Origin of the sequence: Streptomyces sp. MspMP-M5 (assembly GCF_000373585.1) — a bacterium.
Lineage (GTDB): Bacteria > Actinomycetota > Actinomycetes > Streptomycetales > Streptomycetaceae > Streptomyces.
The window spans coordinates 85,894-102,057 of the sequence record NZ_KB891853.1 but is presented as its reverse complement, the minus strand read 5'-3'; the positions used below and the strand labels follow the sequence as shown (position 1 = coordinate 102,057).

Annotated in this window: 15 protein-coding genes and 1 tRNA gene; 7 read left to right on the top strand and 9 right to left on the bottom strand. The window is 73.0% G+C overall.

All coding sequences use genetic code 11. The features are described from left to right. Nucleotides 1-26: 26 nt before the first annotated feature. Both B073_RS0100455 and B073_RS0100450 read left to right on the top strand, forming a co-directional pair. Nucleotides 27-587 carry a GTP-binding protein gene (locus B073_RS0100455; RefSeq protein WP_234024978.1) on the top strand — a complete coding sequence of 187 codons (561 nt, stop codon included), beginning with the start codon at nucleotides 27-29 and terminating at the stop codon, nucleotides 585-587. A gap of 52 nt (nucleotides 588-639) precedes the next feature. Then, nucleotides 640-1,893: a styrene monooxygenase/indole monooxygenase family protein gene (locus B073_RS0100450; RefSeq protein WP_018536119.1), complete on the top strand. Its 1,254-nt coding sequence runs from the start codon at nucleotides 640-642 to the stop codon at nucleotides 1,891-1,893. 141 nt (nucleotides 1,894-2,034) lie between these two features. On the opposite strand, the gene B073_RS0100445 is transcribed toward B073_RS0100450, so the two are convergent. From B073_RS0100445 to B073_RS0100435, 3 genes are all read right to left on the bottom strand, one after another. Then, complete coding sequence (locus B073_RS0100445; RefSeq protein ID WP_018536118.1) at nucleotides 2,035-2,301, bottom strand: hypothetical protein; 267 nt, start codon at nucleotides 2,299-2,301, stop codon at nucleotides 2,035-2,037. A gap of 10 nt (nucleotides 2,302-2,311) precedes the next feature. Further along, nucleotides 2,312-3,052, bottom strand: coding sequence for a TetR/AcrR family transcriptional regulator (locus tag B073_RS0100440; RefSeq protein WP_199788075.1), 741 nt, complete (start codon nucleotides 3,050-3,052; stop codon nucleotides 2,312-2,314). Nucleotides 3,053-3,410: 358 nt separating this feature from the next. Beyond that, a complete protein-coding gene (locus B073_RS0100435) occupies nucleotides 3,411-4,337 on the bottom strand; it encodes an AurF N-oxygenase family protein (RefSeq protein ID WP_018536116.1) in 927 nt (308 codons plus the stop codon). Between the two features lie 206 nt (nucleotides 4,338-4,543). On the opposite strand from B073_RS0100435, the gene B073_RS0100430 reads away from it, so the two are divergent. After that, on the top strand, nucleotides 4,544-5,674 hold the full coding sequence (locus tag B073_RS0100430) for a ferritin-like domain-containing protein (protein WP_018536115.1): 1,131 nt from the start codon (nucleotides 4,544-4,546) through the stop codon (nucleotides 5,672-5,674). 126 nt (nucleotides 5,675-5,800) lie between these two features. Here the strand turns inward: B073_RS0100430 and B073_RS0100425 are convergent, their stop codons facing one another. The 5 genes from B073_RS0100425 to B073_RS47440 all read right to left on the bottom strand — a co-directional run bounded on the left by B073_RS0100425 (nucleotide 5,801) and on the right by B073_RS47440 (nucleotide 11,408). Beyond that, nucleotides 5,801-6,694, bottom strand: coding sequence for an alpha/beta fold hydrolase (locus B073_RS0100425; RefSeq protein ID WP_026246912.1), 894 nt, complete (start codon nucleotides 6,692-6,694; stop codon nucleotides 5,801-5,803). A gap of 94 nt (nucleotides 6,695-6,788) precedes the next feature. Beyond that, nucleotides 6,789-7,571 carry an ABC transporter ATP-binding protein gene (locus B073_RS0100420; RefSeq protein ID WP_018536113.1) on the bottom strand — a complete coding sequence of 261 codons (783 nt, stop codon included), beginning with the start codon at nucleotides 7,569-7,571 and terminating at the stop codon, nucleotides 6,789-6,791. Nucleotides 7,572-7,860: 289 nt separating this feature from the next. Then, nucleotides 7,861-8,343, bottom strand: a complete 483-nt coding sequence (locus tag B073_RS0100415; RefSeq protein WP_051093892.1) for an HD domain-containing protein — start codon at nucleotides 8,341-8,343, stop codon at nucleotides 7,861-7,863. A gap of 96 nt (nucleotides 8,344-8,439) precedes the next feature. Further along, nucleotides 8,440-9,894: a peptidoglycan D,D-transpeptidase FtsI family protein gene (locus B073_RS0100410; protein WP_018536111.1), complete on the bottom strand. Its 1,455-nt coding sequence runs from the start codon at nucleotides 9,892-9,894 to the stop codon at nucleotides 8,440-8,442. Beyond that, a complete protein-coding gene (locus B073_RS47440) occupies nucleotides 9,891-11,408 on the bottom strand; it encodes an FtsW/RodA/SpoVE family cell cycle protein (protein ID WP_051093891.1) in 1,518 nt (505 codons plus the stop codon). The genes B073_RS0100410 and B073_RS47440 overlap by 4 nt, the downstream gene beginning before the upstream one ends. A gap of 604 nt (nucleotides 11,409-12,012) precedes the next feature. Between B073_RS47440 and B073_RS0100400 the strand changes: the two genes are divergently transcribed. Together B073_RS0100400 and B073_RS0100395 are read left to right on the top strand one after the other, a co-directional pair. Further along, nucleotides 12,013-13,311: a cytochrome P450 gene (locus B073_RS0100400; RefSeq protein ID WP_018536109.1), complete on the top strand. Its 1,299-nt coding sequence runs from the start codon at nucleotides 12,013-12,015 to the stop codon at nucleotides 13,309-13,311. Nucleotides 13,312-13,716: 405 nt separating this feature from the next. Beyond that, nucleotides 13,717-14,097, top strand: a complete 381-nt coding sequence (locus tag B073_RS0100395; RefSeq protein ID WP_106731736.1) for a DUF6083 domain-containing protein — start codon at nucleotides 13,717-13,719, stop codon at nucleotides 14,095-14,097. A 95-nt stretch (nucleotides 14,098-14,192) separates the two neighbouring features. Here the strand turns inward: B073_RS0100395 and B073_RS0100390 are convergent. Next, nucleotides 14,193-14,264, bottom strand: a tRNA-Arg gene (locus tag B073_RS0100390). Nucleotides 14,265-14,489: 225 nt separating this feature from the next. Here B073_RS0100390 and B073_RS0100385 point away from each other — a divergent pair. Both B073_RS0100385 and nrtL read left to right on the top strand, forming a co-directional pair. Beyond that, on the top strand, nucleotides 14,490-14,954 hold the full coding sequence (locus B073_RS0100385; protein ID WP_063740829.1) for a response regulator: 465 nt from the start codon (nucleotides 14,490-14,492) through the stop codon (nucleotides 14,952-14,954). Nucleotides 14,955-15,041: 87 nt separating this feature from the next. Next, entirely contained in the window at nucleotides 15,042-16,061 is a 1,020-nt protein-coding gene (gene nrtL, locus B073_RS0100380; protein ID WP_018536106.1) for an ArgS-related anticodon-binding protein NrtL, read from the top strand. Nucleotides 16,062-16,164: the final 103 nt, after the last annotated feature.

Here is a 16,164-nt window from a genome sequence, read left to right as displayed (position 1 = left end):
ACGAAGCGGGGCTGCAGAGCTGGCAGATGGACCGGACGCAGGCACCGGTCGCCACCAAGATCGTGGTGGCGGGCGGCTTCGGCGTCGGCAAGACCACGTTCGTCGGATCGGTCTCGGAGATCACCCCGCTCAGGACCGAGGCGGTGATGACCCAGGCCAGCGAGGCGACCGACGACCTGTCGGCGACGCCCGAGAAGACCACGACCACGGTCGCCATGGACTTCGGCCGGATCACCCTCGACCAGGAACTGGTGCTGTACCTCTTCGGCACGCCCGGCCAGCAGCGCTTCTGGTTCATGTGGGACGACCTGGTGCGCGGCGCGATCGGCGCGGTCGTGATGGCCGACACTCGGCGGCTGGAGGACTGCTTCCCGGCGCTGGACTACTTCGAGAGCTGCGGACTGCCGTACATCGTCGCGGTCAACCACTTCGAGGGGACCGAACGCTACGAGGTGGACGACGTCCGGGACGCGCTGACCGTCCCGCCGGAGGTGCCGGTCGTGGTGATGGACGCCCGGCGCCGGCCCACCGTCATCGAGTCGCTGCTGGCGCTGGTCGGCCACGCGCTGGACGTCACCCCCGAATAACCCCTGCCACCCCCCAGCTCCCCGAACCGCAGGAACAGAGAAGAGCCCCGCCATGCGGAAGATACTCATCGTCGGAGCCGGCCAGTCCGGTCTCCAGCTCGCGCTCGGCCTCCAGTCCCAGGGCTACGAGGTCACCCTGATGTCCAACCGCACCGCCGACGAGATCCGCTCCGGCCGGGTGATGTCGACGCAGTGCATGTTCCACACCGCCCTCCAGCACGAGCGCGACCTGGCGCTCAACTTCTGGGAGAACCAGGCCCCGCGCATCGAGGGCCTGGGCGTCTCGGTCGCCGCCCCCGGCAGCCACGAGGCGCCCGGCGGCACCCAGCGGGCCATCGACTGGGTCGGCCGGCTCGACGGCTACGCCCAGTCCGTCGACCAGCGGGTCAAGATGGCCGGCTGGCTGGAGACCTTCGCGCAGCGCGGCGGCCAGGTCGTCATCCACGGCGCGGCCGTCTCCGACCTGGACTTCTTCGCGCAGCGCTACGACCTGACGCTGGTCTCGGCCGGCAAGGGCGAGCTGGTGTCGATGTTCGGCCGGGACGCCGCCCGTTCGCCGTACGACGCCCCGCAGCGCGCGCTGGCCGTCGCCTACGTCCACGGCATGGGCCCGCGCCCGGAGCACCCGGAGTTCGACGCGGTGCGCTGCAACCTCGTCCCCGGCGTCGGGGAGCTGTTCGTGATGCCCACGCTGACCGTCACCGGCCGCGCCGACATCCTCTTCTGGGAGGGCGTCCCCGGTGGCCCGGTGGACGCCTTCCAGGGCGTACGGGACCCCCGCGAGCACCTGGCGCTCACGCTGGAGCTGATGAAGACGTTCCTGCCGTGGGAGTACGAGCGCAGCGCCGACGTCGAACTGACCGACGCCAACGGCACACTGGCCGGCCGCTACGCCCCCACCGTCCGCAACCCGATCGGCCGGCTGCCCTCCGGCGGCCTGGTCCTGGGCGTCGCCGACGTGGTGGTCGCCAACGACCCGATCACCGGCCAGGGCTCCAACTCGGCGTCCAAGTGCGCCGCGGCCTATCTCGCGGCCATCGTGGAGCACGGCGAGAAGCCGTTCGACGCGGAGTGGATGCAGGCCACCTTCGACCGCTACTGGCAGACCGCCCGGCACGTCACCAAGTGGACCAACGCGATGCTGGCGCCGCCGCCGGAGCATGTGCTGAACCTCCTGGGCGCCGCGGGACAGCTCCCGGCGGCCGCCGACCGGTTCGCCAACGGCTTCGACGACCCGTCCGACTTCGAGAACTTCTTCTTCGAGCCGGAGAAGACCGCCGCCTACCTGGCGTCGCTGACCGGCTGACCCCGATACGGCCGTGAGGCCGGCGGGTCGAACGGCCGGTGGGCCGAGAGGCCGGCGGACCGTGCGACGGCCCGCCGGCCGCTCACCGTTTCTCCCGTTTCCCCCGTTCCGTCGCCCCTGTCGCCCTCGTCGCCCCCGTAGTCAACGCCGCCTGCGCCAGGGCCACTTGGGGCCGCCGCCACCGGCCCGGCCCTCCGGGGCGTAGGCGTACTGCCAGCCGCGCGGCAGCCCCAGCCGGCCCGGGGGACCGGGCACCCGGCGGTACAGGTGCACCGCCGGCGGCCGCCCGTCGTCGCGGGGGACCGGGATCTCGTAGGTCTTCGGGGGCAGGCCGGTGGGTCCCACCAGGACGGGAAGGATCCGGCCGTCCAGGGGACCGCCGACGAAGAGGGTGTTCTCGCTGCGCACCGATCCAGTGTCACAGCAGGTGGGCGGCCTCGCTCACCACGGGCAGGATCCGGCGCGCCAGGTCGCCGGCCGGGCCGTCGGCGGACTCGCCCTTCAGCGCCGCCCGCATCACCCGGGCGGTCTGCGGGTCCCGGGCCGCGGTGGCGGTCAGCAGCGCGACGAAGTGGTCCACCAGCCAGTCCCGCAGCTCGTCGAGGGCCGGCCGCTTGTCCTCGTCGAGCCAGATCAGCGAGGCGGCCTCAACGGCGGTGATCCACATCCGGACCGTGGTGCGCAGCCGCGGGCCCGGTTCCGGCTCGCCGAGGTGGCGCAGGATCTGCCCGGCCGCGGCGCGCCGGACCTCGTCCACGATGGCGGTCGTCCGGGACGTCTCCACCACGCTGCCGCCCTGGAGCAGCGCGCTGAACCCGGCGTCGTGCTGGTCGACGAAGGCGAGGTAGCGGTCCAGGGCGTGGCCCAGCCGCCGGGTGAGCGGGCCGGTCTCCGGCTCCGCGAAGCACCGCTCCAGCTCGTCGGCGGCACTGCGCAGCGCGGCCTCGTACAACTGCTGCTTGCCGCCGGGGAAGTAGCGGTAGACGAGCGGCCGCGAGACCTCGGCCGCGGTGGCCACGTCGTCCAACGAGACGTCCTCCGGCGCGCGCTGGGCGAACAGGCCCAGCGCGGCGGCCAGCAGCTGGCTGCGGCGCTGCTCCACGCTCAGCCTGCGGTAGGCGGGTCTCGGTACTGCTGGGGCGGTGCCGCTGCCGTTCATGAACAGCAGCGTAACCGCCGGGGTTTCGCAGTCGCACAGGCGCTCGCCCCTCGACGGGGTCCGGGTACGCATCGACGGGTGCCGGGCGCGAAGTTCACGCCAGCAGCCCCGAGCTGCGCCACAGCCGCCGCCCCACCCCTCGCAGTACCCCTATCTCGTCCAGGCTGTGTCGATGTGCGGCTCCGCCGCGTGGCNGTCAGGCGCTTCGCGGGTGTGGTGCGCGGTGTCAGGCCAGCAGCCCCGAGCTGCGCCACAGCCGNCGCCCCACNCCTCGCAGTACCCCTATCTCGTCCAGGCTGTGTCGATGTGCGGCTCCGCCGCGTGGCTGTCAGGCGCTTCGCGGGTGTGGTGCGCGGTGTCAGGCCAGCAGCCCCGAGCTGCGCCACAGCCGNCGCCCCACGCCTCGCAGTACCCCTATCTCGTCCAGGAAGTCCGTCAGGCGCCGGGCGCCGTTCTGCATGACCTCGCGGCGGTGGCCGCTGGCCCGTACCTGGGCCAGGGCGGCCCGCTTGTCCAGGCCGGCATTGGTGTAGACCTCGGGGTTGACGAAGGCGACGGCGAAGACCCGGGCGAACTCACCGGAGGTGACCCGGGTGAACTCCTGCGACCACTTCGGCGCGGTCACCATCTGCCGCCGCAGCTCCTCCCGCGCGTACCGCACATGGCGGGCCTCCTCCACCACGTGGATCCGCGTGACGCCCCGGACCAGCGGCTGCACCCGCTCGTCGGGGAAGGTCAGCCGCTGCATCCAGTCCAGGACCTCCTCGCCGAGCAGGGTCGCGGTGAAGGAGCCCGGGGTGGTGGAGATCGTCTTGAAGAGCCGGCCGAGGTTCCGGTGCACCCGGCCGACCGGGTACCAGGGCGTGTCGCCGCGCGAGATGAGCCGGGCGAACATCTTCGAGTGCCGGCACTCGTCCTCGATCTCGGTGAGCGCGTAGCGGACGTGCGCGCTGGTCGCCGGCTTGTCGTAGATGTGCCGGACGAGCAGCTGCATCAGGATGATCTCGAACCAGATGCCGAGCGAGGCGAGCGCCGCGGCCTCGTGCTGGGAGAGCAGGATCCGCTGCTCCTCGCTCATCCGCCGCCACATCGGGGTGTCGTACAGCGAGACCAGCTCCGGCGGCCAGAACCACTTGCCCTCCTCGAAGGGCGCGTCCCAGTCGAGTTCGGTGTCCGGGTCGAAGGAGTGCCTGGCGGAGGAGGCGAGCAGCCGCTCGGCGATCTGCTCCCGGTCCTTGAGCAGCCCGAGGGCGTCACGCAGGACGTCGATGTCCGCCTCGGTCATTGCGGTGGACGCGCTCGTCATGGCTTTGACATACCTCACAGTCGGGGTTACCCGCGGTCACATGCGGCTGCCTCTTATGAGACTGCGTGTCAGCAAGGACGTCAATCCCTTCTGCGCGACTTATTGACCCGCCGGTAAGAAGCGTGTGAATCTGCCAACTGCCCGGCCGTTTCGAGGCGTTCGCCGGGCGGAGGAGGCGAGGCGCCGTGTCGACCCGAGAGCTCTACGTGCAGGACCCGGGCGATGACCTGTGGACCGTGCCGGCCACCGGCGCGGCCCGCTTCACCTGGCAGGCCATGTATCCCGGGGAAACGAACGGCTCCGGACGCGAACGGCTGCTGGCCCTCTACCAGAAGGGCAAGGACAAGCAGTGGGACGCCACCACCCGGATCGACTGGGACCTGGAGGTGGACCCCAGGGACCCGCTCGGCACCCCCGACGACGCCATGGCCCTGTACGGGACGAAGTACTGGGACCGGATGACGGAGCAGGACCGCGGCGACCTCCGACAGCACTTCGCCGCCTGGCAGTTCAGCCAGTTCCTGCACGGCGAGCAGGGCGCGATGGTGTGCGCCGCACGGATCGTGGAGTCCGTCCCCGACCTCGACGCCAAGTTCTACTCGGCCACCCAGACCATGGACGAGGCCCGGCACGCGGAGATCTACGGCCGCTTCCTCAAGGACAAGATCGGGATGCTCTACCCGGTCAACGACAGCCTCAAGGCCCTGCTCGGCGACACCCTCGCCGACTCCCGCTGGGACATGCCCTACCTCGGCATGCAGGTGCTCATAGAGGGGCTGGCGCTGGCCGCCTTCGGCATGATCCGCGACACCACCACCAAGCCGCTGCCGAAGCAGCTCCTCGCCTACGTCATGCAGGACGAGGCCCGGCACGTCGCCTTCGGCCGGATGGCGCTGCGCGACTACTACCGGCAGCTCACCGACGCCGAGCTGCGCGAACGCGAGGAGTTCGTCATCCAGGGCTGCTACCTCATGCGCGACCGGCTGCGCGGCACCGAAGTCCTGGAGAACTTCGGCATCCCGCCGGCCGAGGCCGCCGAGTTCACCGAGCGCTCGGAGTTCCTCCAGCTCTTCCGGAAGCTGCTGTTCAGCCGGATCGTCCCCTGCGTCAAGGACATCGGCCTGTGGGGCGAGCGCCTCCAGCGCGCCTACGTGGACCTCGGCGTCTTCGAACTGGGCGACGCCAACCTGGACCTGCTGATGGCCCAGGACGAGGAACTCGCCGAGCGGCTGGACGCCGAACGCTTCGCCACCGAGGAAGCGGCCCGCACCGCCGAGGTCGCCGACACCATCGCCCAGGGCGCCACCGCGGACTGACCCGCGCGCGCCCGCGCCCCGGGGCTCCCGTCCCCGGCACCACGGACGACGCGGGGCCCACCTACCAGGTCGGCCCGCCGCTCCCGCACTCACCCCGCCGGAGGCACGCCCGGAAACCCGGCCACCTCACCCCGCCAGAAACCCGGCCAACTCCCCGTCCAGCACCGCCGACCGCAGCTCCGGCAACGCGTGGTGCCCCACCCCCGGCACCGTCACCACCCGCACCCCCGCCAGCGTCCGCCCCGCCGTCTCCGCGACCCGCCGCGCGTCGTGCACCCTGCTGCCCCCGGCCGGCACCACCAGCGCGGGCGGCGCCGCGGCCCCGAGCCGGCCCGCCTCCGGCCGCGGCCCGGTGACCGGCCGCCCCCGGAACTCCCGGCCGCCCACCCCCATCAGCCGCACCACCTCCGGCGCCACCCCCGGCCCCCCACGGCACTCCCACGCCAGGAACCGCCGGGCCGCGGCCTCACCGGGCGCCACCAGCAACGGCACCGCCCGCACCAGATACGACACCCGGAAACCCCCGAAGCACTGCGTCGGGTCGAGCAGCACCAGCCGTGCCACCCGGTCCGGCGCGTGCACCGCGTAACTCAGCGCGATCCAGCCCCCGTACGAGTGCCCCAGCAGCGCCGCCCGTTCGACCCCGAGCGCCGCCAGCACCCCGTCCAGCCAGGCCATCAGATCGGCCGGCCGGCGCAGCGGACGGCCGCCGGGCACGCTCAGCCCGGGCCCGCCCATCAGGTCCACCGCGTAGACCCGGTGCGTCCGCGCGAGACCGCCCACCCGCGCGTACCAGACGGCGGAGGTCGTCCCGCCACCGCTGAGCAGCACCAGCGGCGGCCCGCCCAGCGGCCCACAGGCATTGACTCGCGTAACGCCGAACTCCGTCTCCACATCGACCGGTTCGACCGCCACCGGCCACAGCCCCAACGCCGCCGCGTAGGCGGCCCGAAAGGCCGGCGATGCCGGAGATGCCGAGGGCGCCGAAGAGGCGTCTTCGGGGCGGGACTTCGCATTCACGGCACGCCTCCGCGGCGGTAGGGGAACACGGGGGCAGGCGACGGCAGTCACCTCGCCCGGCAAGTATCCCGCTCGCGGACGCGGAGTTCGCCTTTCACCGCCGCCCCGACCGCGCCAGCCACCGCCCCTCGTGCCGGGACACCTCGATCGGCCGTCCGAAACAGGCCGTCATCCGCTCACCCGTCAGCACCTCCGCCACCGGGCCGAGCGCCTGCACCCGCCCCTCGCGCAGCAGCACGGCCCGCCCGATGGCCGGGGACAGCTCCTCCAGATGGTGTGTGACCGTCACCGTCGCCAACTCCGGCCGCCCCACGGCCAGTCGGTGCAGCGCGTCGATCAGGTCCTCCCGGGACGGCAGGTCCAGCGCGTTGAACGGCTCGTCGAGCAGCAGCAGCGACGGTTCGGCCATCAGCGCCCGGGCGATCAGAATACGGGCCCGCTGGCCGCCCGAGCAGACGCCGAACGGCCGGTCCGCCAGCTCCTTGCACTCCAGCTCGGTCAGCAGCTCATCGGCCCGTTCCCGGGTCGCCCGGTCGTACTTCCGCCACAGCGGCTGCACGGTGCCGGTCGCGCCGGTCAGCACCACCGTGTGCGCGGTCGCGTCCGGCGGCACCTTCTGCGCACCGGACACCAGGCCGATGGCGGCGCGCAGTTCCCGCACGTCCACCCGGCCGAGCCGGTGGCCGAGCACCTCGACGGTGCCGACGGTCGGGAACATCAGCGCGCCGATCAGCCGCAGCACGGTGGTCTTGCCGGCGCCGTTCGCACCGAGGAGTGCCCAGTGCTCACCCGCGCGCACCGTCCAGTCGATGTCGTCCAGGATGACCTGACCGGTGGTGTAGCGGCGGACGCCGACACCCGACAGCGCGGCGATCACCCGCCCCGCTTTGGGGAGTTGCGGTCCGGCGGGCCGGGCGGTCGAGGACGGGGACGGAGGTGGGGAGGGACACGGAGACGACGGTTCCGAGGGCTGCGTGCGAGTCATCGCGGCAGATTAGCTGCGTACGACACCTTTCCGTGCAGCCGTCCGATGCGTGGAACCGCGCGCGCCACTTCCGGCCACGAGCCACCGGGCGCGGCCCACCGGCCACCGGGCCAGGCCCCCGGCCGACGGGCCCGCCGCCGCCCCTCCGGTCCCCGTCCCCCCCTCATCCCCCTCATCCCTCTCACCCCAACCCCAACAACCCCCGCACCCGTGCGTACTTGGCCGTCAGCCTTTCGCGCGTGGCCGCGTCCAGGGCGGCCAGCCGTGCCGGATCGGCGTTGTGCGCCAGATCCGCCTCCTTGACCAGCAGCGCACCGGGCGTGGCCAGAATGCGCGCGGTGTACTCCTCGACCGGCTCCCCGGGTCGCTTGGTGACCGCCAGGACCATCGCCTTCGTCGCCTCGTCCAGCGCCGCCCCGGCCAGCCACCCGGCGCTCACCGCCCCGTCCTCGACCGCGTCGTGCAGCCAGGCCGCGGCGATCTGCGCCGCGCTGCCGCCGCGCGCCCGCACCCCGGCCGCGACCGCCGCCAGATGCTCGGCATACGGGCGGCCCGCCTTGTCGGTCTGCCCCTCGTGCGCCCGCCGGGCCAGCGCCTCCACCTCGGCGAGCGAGAGCCGCGACGCCCCCACGGGAACCCCTTCCGCATCAGAAGCCCCAGCCATGGCCATACCCATACCCACACCCATACCCATGGCGCCATTGTGACGGCGCATCCACTCCCGCAGCTCCCGCCCCATCAGCCACCCCGTCCCCCACCCTCACCGCAACCCCGCCCCCATCACCGCCCGTGCGATCGGTCCCGCGCTGCCGCCCCCGCTGATGTCCGCGCGCTCGGCCTCCGCGTCCTCCACGACCACCGCCACTGCCGACAGCGGCTCGTGGTTCCGCCGGTCCCGCACCCAGGCGACGAACCAGGCGTACGGCGTGCCCTCATTGCCGACGCCGTGCTGGGCGGTCCCCGTCTTGCCGCCCACGAGGTACCCGTCGATCGCCGCGGTCCGCCCGCTCCCGTGCTCGACGACCTCCGTCATCATCTCCTGGAGCTGCTCGGCGGTGGCCGGATCCATCACCTGCCGGGTGGGCCGCCGCGTTCCGGGCGTGACCAGCACCCCGCCGGCGTCGGTCACCCGCTGGACGAGGTACGGGGGCGTCAGCTGGCCGTCGTTGGCCACCACGGCCGCCACCATCGCCATCTGCAGCGGGGTGGCGGCGGTGTCGTACTGGCCGATCGAGGAGAGCGCCAGCTGCGCCGGGTCCATCCTGGTGTCGAAGGTGCTCGGCGTGACGGGGGAGGGGATCCGCAGCGCCCGCTCGTTGAAGCCGAACCGCTCCGCCGCCTCGGCCATCCCGCGCAGCCCGACGTCGACGCCCAGCCGTGCGAAGACGGTGTTGCAGGAGAGCCGGAACGCCTCCCGCAGCCCCACGTGCGCGCAGCCCTCGGTCGGATTGCCCAGGGGGGTGCGGGTGTCCGGCAGGGTGTACGGGTCGGGCACGTCCAGCGGCGCGTCGATGTCCTTGACCAGCCCGGCGTCCAGCGCGGCCGCCGCGGTGACGACCTTGAAGACCGAACCGGGCGGATAGGTCTGCCGCAGCGCCCGGTTGAGCATCGGCCGGTCCGGCGCCCCGTTCAGCCGCCGCCAGGCAGCGGCCACCGACCGGCCGTTCCCGGACAGCACCCCGGGGTCGTACGACGGCGAGCTGACCAGCGCCAGGACCCGCCCGGAGCGCGGCTCGACGGCCACCACCGCGCCCTTCCGGCCGGCCAGCCCCCGGAACGCGGCGCGCTGCATCGCCGGGTCGATGGTGGTCTCGACCCGGCCGCCCGGCGGCCGCCGGCGGATCAGTCGGTCCCACCACGGGAACGGGGTCAGCCGGCGGTCGGTCCCGGCGAGGACGCCGTCCTCGGTGTGTTCCAGCAGCGAGGTGCCGTACGTCTGCGAGGCGTAGCCGGTGACCGGCGCGTAGAGCGGGCCGTCGGTGTAGGTGCGCTCGTAGCGCAGCCGCCCGCCGCTGTCCCGCGAGCCGGTGACCGGGCGGCCGCCGACCAGCACCGCGCCCCGCGGCTGGGCGTACCGGGCGATCTCGCCCCGCCGGTTCGCCGGGTTGCCGGCGTAGCGGTCCGCCTCGACGACCTGCACCCGCACGGCGTTGACCAGCAGCGCCGCCAGCAGCAGGAAGGAGAACGCGGCGGTGTGCCGGATGGCGCGGGTCACCGGAGCGCCCCGAGGGCGTCCGGGGCGGCGCGGGCCGGCCGGGCGGGGGCGTCGGGCCGCGGACCCCGCGCCCGGTCGCTGATCCGCACCAGCAGCGCCACGATGATCCAGTTGGTGACCACCGACGACCCGCCCTGGGCCAGGAACGGCATCGCCATCCCGGTCAGCGGGATCAGCCCCATCACCCCGCCCGCGATCACGAACACCTGGAGGGCGGGCAGCACCGCCAGCCCGACGGCCAGCAGGCTGCCGAACGCGTCGCGCAGCGCGAGCGCCGTCCGGAAGCCGCACACCGCCGGCAGCGCGTACAGCAGGAGCAGCGCGCTCAGCCCGGCCAGTCCCAGCTCCTCGCCCAGCGTCGCCAGGATGAAGTCCGACTTCCGCGCGAAACCGATCAGCGACGAGTGCCCCTGCCCCAGGCCCGTCCCGAACGTCCCGCCCGCGGCGAACGCGAACAGCGACTGCGCCAGCTGCCCGGGCCCTCGCCCGGCCGCGATCCCGGCGAACGGATGCAGCCAGTCCTGCACCCGGCCGTGCACATGCGGCTCCAGCATCCCCACCGCCGCCGATCCGGCCGCCGCCAGCAGCACCCCCACCGCGATCCACCCGGCCCGCCCGGTGGCCACGTACAGCAGGACCACGAAGACCCCGAAGAACAGCAGCGAGGTTCCCAGGTCCCGTTCGAGCACCAGCACCCCGACGCTCACCAGCCAGATGGCGACGACCGGCGCGAGCACCCTCCCCCAAGCTCTCAACTCCTCCCCCACTCTCAACTCCGTTCGAGCGGGGGGACCCCCATGCGCAGGGGGACCCCCATGCGCAGGGGTACCCCCATGCGCAGGGGGTGCCCCTGCCCCCTTCGCCGGCAGCCGCAGCCGCCGCACCACCTTCCCGGCGTGCGCCAGCGCCTCCCGGTTGGCCGCCAGATACGCCGCGAAGAACACCGTGATCAGCACCTTGGCGAACTCGCCCGGCTGCAGTGAGAATCCGGCCGCCCGGATCCAGATCCGCGCCCCGTTGACCGCCGGGAAGAGGATCGGCGCCACCATCAGGGCCAGCGCCAGCCCCGCGCACCCGTAGGCGCACCGCTGCAGCGCCCGGTGGTCCCGCAGCACCGCCACCACCGCGATGAACAGCGCCACACCCACCGTGGACCACACCAACTGGGCGGGCGCGGCCCGGTCGGCCGGCGTCTCCAGGTCGAGCCGGAAGATCAGCACCAGCCCGAGCCCGTTGAGCAGCACCGCGGTCGGCAGCAGCAGCGGATCGGCGTACGGCGCGCCGAACCGCACCACGAGGTGCGCCAGCAGCGCCAGTCCGCCCAGGCCCGCCGCGTACCGCAGCGCCCCGGCCGGCACCGCGTGCGCCCGCGCCGCCCCCACCGCCAGATAGCCGCAGACGCTGATGAGCACGGCGCCTGCGAGGAGGGCCAGTTCGACGCCCCGCCTCTTGGGCCGCGGCGGCGCCGGCGGTGCGGCCCCCGCCCACCCGCCGCCCGCCGCCCTCGCCCGCACCTCGGCCGCATCAGCCCCGTCCGACCCGTCCGCCACATCCACCACCGCAACGTAGCAAGCAAAATGCCGCAATTCGCCTATATCGCCCGCAGGTGCCACGGTCGTCGCGGTGACACCCGCCACTTCCCGGCCCCGGACCATCTCCCTAGGGCCTGTGTCGGAAGTCCCGTCTGCCCCGCGACGCCCGGCACGCGCACTCGCTGCGTTGTCGGGCTCGCCCCGATACGCCCAGTATCGGGGCGACCCTCCGCCTTGCGATTGCACGCACCGGACGCCGCGGGGCCGCCCTTCGGGCGAACGACGGGACTTCCGACACAGGCCCTAGGGGAAGAATCAGGGGCCTGACAGGAGTGGGTCCCGGCTGTTCCGTGAACGAGGCCAACGGCAGGTTTGTAAACTCGGTCAGAACGAAAAGCAGAAGGCCGAGCTCGTCACGCTGATGCGGACGACCGATCGCACCGGTCGACGCCATGGACACACGCCATGGCGCCGCACGCGAGGGGCTGTGGCGTACGACACCGAGCACGCCAGTGAAGGTCCCGCGCCGTTTCGGCCCACGGGGGCGGCCGAGCGCGGGTGACCGTCCCCCGCGACGAAAGGCAGTATGAGCGCCATGACGACCCTCCGTTCCCGGATCTTCGCCTGGGCCGGCCGCCTCTACCTGGCGAGAACGAGAAAGAAGGGCTTCGACCTCTCCCGGATGTCCTTTCTGCCGGACTCCGTCCTGATGCCGCTGCGCCGCGACGGCCTCGACCCGGTGCCCGACCTGGCCGCCGTCCGCGAACGCGCACCCATCAGCAGGCTCCCGGTCCCGATAGCCGCCAACGTCTGGCTGGTCACCGGCTACGACGAGGCCAAGGCGGTGCTCGGCAAGGCCGACGCCTTCAGCTCCGACTTCACCAACCTCGTCGGCAAGGCCGGCGCCGGCGCCGAACAGAACCCCGGCGGCCTCGGATTCGCCGACCCGCCGGTGCACACCCGCCTCCGCCGGCTCCTCACGCCCGAATTCACCATGCGCCGCCTGAACCGGCTCACGCCCCGCATCCACGACATCGTCGAGGAGCGCCTCGACGCCATGGAGAAGGCCGGCCGCGACGGCGACCCGGTGGACCTCGTCGCCGCCTTCGCCCTCCCCATCCCCTCCCTCGTCATCTGCGAGCTGCTCGGCGTCCCCTACGAGGACCGCGACGACTTCGAACGCCTCAGCGCCGCCCGCTTCGACCTCTTCAGCGGCGCCAACGCCTCCTTCGGCGCCATATCCGAATCGCTCTCCTACTTCCGCGAGGTCGTCAAGAAGCAGCGCGCCAACCCCGGCGACGGCCTGCTCGGCATGATCGTCCGCGAACACGGCGACTCGGTCACCGACGAAGAACTGGCCGGCCTCGCCGACGGCGTCCTGACCGGCGGCTTCGAGACCACCGCCAGCATGCTCGCGCTCGGCGCCCTGGTCCTCCTCCAGGACCCGGAGCACTTCGCCGCCCTCAAGGACGGCGACGACGCGGTCGACCGCTACGTCGAGGAGCTGCTGCGCTACCTCACCGTCGTCCAGGTCGCCTTCCCCCGCTTCGCCCGCGAGGACCTGGAGATCGCCGGCGTCCAGATCTCCGCCGGCGACGTCGTCCTGTGCTCCCTCAGCGGCGCCGACCGCGACGCCGAACTCGGCCCCGACATGGAACGGTTCGACCCGCACCGCCCCAAGGTCCCCTCCCACCTCGCCTTCGGCTACGGCATCCACCGCTGCGTGGGCGCCGAACTCGCCCGCATGGAACTCCGCGCCGCCTACCCTGCCCTGGTCCGCCGCTTCCCCACCATGCGCCTCGCCGTCCCCCCGGAGGCCCTGTCCTTCCGCAAACTCTCCATCGTCTACGGCCTGGACTCCCTGCCGGTGCGCCTGGACGACTGACCCCGGGGCGGGCGGCCGCTCCGCCCGCCGGACGCCGCATTGTCAGTGCGTGACCGTACGGTTACGCACATGAGGGACGAAGAAACGCTGCGCGCCCACCAACTCCTGGGCGCCTCGTGCGGATTGCGGCCGGTACTCCCGGAGGAGGGGCGGCGGAGGTACTGGCTGCTGGACGCCGGCGGTTCGCCCGTCGGCACCCGCCCACCCGCCCGAACGAGACGCCCACGGCCGCCCACTCGCCCCCCGGTACCGACCTCCCGTCGGCTCTCAGCCACCGCTCCCCAGTCGCCAGTTACCCGTGGAACCTGCCGCATCGTCTGCCGTTTCCCCGGGGGACGTCCGCCTCACTCGTCCCGTCCGACCAGTGGTCTACGCAGACGCGCCCCGGCCACCGACCCTCCCCCTATGGGGGTTTCAGAAGACCGGCCACACCGCCTCGGCGGCACACCGTCCCGTTGCCCGCAGACCCGTTGCCCGCGCTGGGGATTGCCGTGCGACCGGGTCCCGACGCTCGAACACGAGGAGATCCTGCTGGAACCGGACATGACGCCGCTCGCCCACACGGTGCCGCCGGACCACCGATGGATCGAGCTGTCCGACGGGCAGGTGGCTCTCTACGGCGTCTGCCCGCCGGTTCCCGACCAGCGGTGCCGCATCGAGCACGAGCTGGCCTGCCCGGCGCTACCGCCGCCGGACCCCTGGTGCCGGCTGACCGCGCTGCGCCACGAGAACGCCCGCCGAGCCGCCCGCCGGCCACCCCCGCAGCAATGCCCGGACACCGTCTGACGCCCCGACCCGTCCCGACCTCACCGGCACACACAAAAAGACCCCGACCTCAGCGTTTCCACTGATGGCGGGGTCTTCCGGCACTTCATTCGAAGTGCCCCCGGCAGGATTCGAACCTGCGCACACGGCTCCGGAGGCCGTTGCTCTATCCCCTGAGCTACGGGGGCTTTCCTACCGCTCGTTGCGGCGACGGGTAGAACACTACCAGCTCCGATGGGGTGGTCATGAACGCTTTGTGGGGCGGGCGTCGGCGGCGGTCCGGGCGGCCAGGGAAGGGTGCCCTTAGCGCATGCCGCGGGTGCGGTGGCGGCGGTCGCCGAAAGGTCCCCCGCACGGGGGCGGAAGTGGGCAAAACCGGGACGCAGCCGCAGATGCACGCCTAGTCTCATGGTGTGCCTGGCTTGTCCGGTCGGATCCTTGTGGTCGATGACAACAAGGTGATCCGGCAGTTGATCAGGGTCAACCTTGAGCTGGAGGGCTTCGAGGTCGTGACCGCGGCTGATGGTGCCGAATGTCTGGACGTCGTGCACCAGGTGAGACCCGACGTCGTCACCCTCGACGTGATGATGCCGCGGCTGGGCGGACTGCACACCGCGGCGCGGCTGCGTTCCGATCCGCGGACGTGGGACATCCCGATCGCCATCGTCAGTGCCTGCGGTCAGGGCGAGGTGGACAACGGGGAGCCGGTGGCCATCGACGCCTATCTGGCCAAGCCGTTCGAGCCGACGGAGCTGGTGCGCACGGTGGGGATGCTGGTGCGCGAGGGGCGGCAGCAGCGCGACGATCTGCCGAGCCGCGCGCCGGGCCGAGCGCCGCGCGGCGAGCCGGGAAGCGAGGGGGAACGGGCCGCGGGGTGACGGCGCCGCGCCCCGGTCCCGGGCCCCGTTGTCCACAACGCGAAACCCGTTGGCCCAGGTGCCCCCCTTCTCCCATACGCTTGGCGTGTGACCCCGGCCGAGCTCTCCCGCACCGTTCTGCACTCCGTGCGCGGTGCCGTTGCGGAGTGCGAGCTCTCCGTGCCCGTGCCGGCGCGGATCGTGGTGCAGCCGCCGCCGCGGCCCGGGTGCGGGGACTACGCCTCCAATGTGGCGCTCCAGCTGGCGAAGCAGGCGGGGCGGCCGGCGCGTGAGGTGGCGGAGATCCTGCGCAGGCGGCTGGCCGGCAGCGCCGGGATCGCGCGGGTCGAGATCGCCGGGCCGGGATTTCTGAACTTCCATCTGGGCGACGGGGCGTCGGCCGGTCTCGTGCGCGAGGTACTGGCCCGGGGCGAGCGCTACGGCGCGCCGGCGGCGTCCGGTGCCGCGGCGGGAGCCGGGCCCGGGCGGCTGGCCGAGCGCCCGGCGCGTTACGCGGGGGAGTGGGCCGCGGCCCGGGAGAGCGTCGTGCGGGAGGTGCTGGTGCGGCTCGGGCGGGACGACGCCCGTGCCGGGACGCCGGCGGCCGCCGGTCGCGCGGAGCTGGCCGGGCTCGTCGCGCGGCTGGGCGCCGACGAGGCGCGTTGGGCGCTGCTGAAGCCCGCGGCGGCGGACCCGGTGCGGCCGCCGGCGCGGCCGGTGCAGCACGAGGACAACCCGCGGTTCCGGGTCCAGTACGCCCACGCGCGCAGCCGCGCGATGGTGCGGAACGCCCGCGAGCTGGGTTTCGCGGGGGAGCCGGGGGACGTGACGGGCGACGCCGGCCACGGGGACGTACGGCTTCTCCAGGCGCTGGAGAGCTGTCTCGCGACGTATCCGACGGCCGTCGCGACGGCGGCACGGAGTTGCGCGCCGGACCGGCTGGTGCGTCATCTGGAGGCCACCGCGGACGCCGGTCTGCGCTGGCAGGAGGAGTTTCCGCCGCTGCCCGCCGGCGAGCTGAAACCCTCGGCCGTGCACCGCGCCCGGGTGGCCCTCGCCGAGGCCACCGGGACGGTGCTGTGCAACGGCCTGCACCTGCTCGGCATCTCTTCTCCTGAACATGTCTGATCCGCACCCCCTGAGTCTGGAAATGTCTGATGTACGCGTCCGAACACCCGCGGAGCGCGCCGAGGACTGCCCCGGTCAGGACCTCTGAACGATCTTGAGGGGA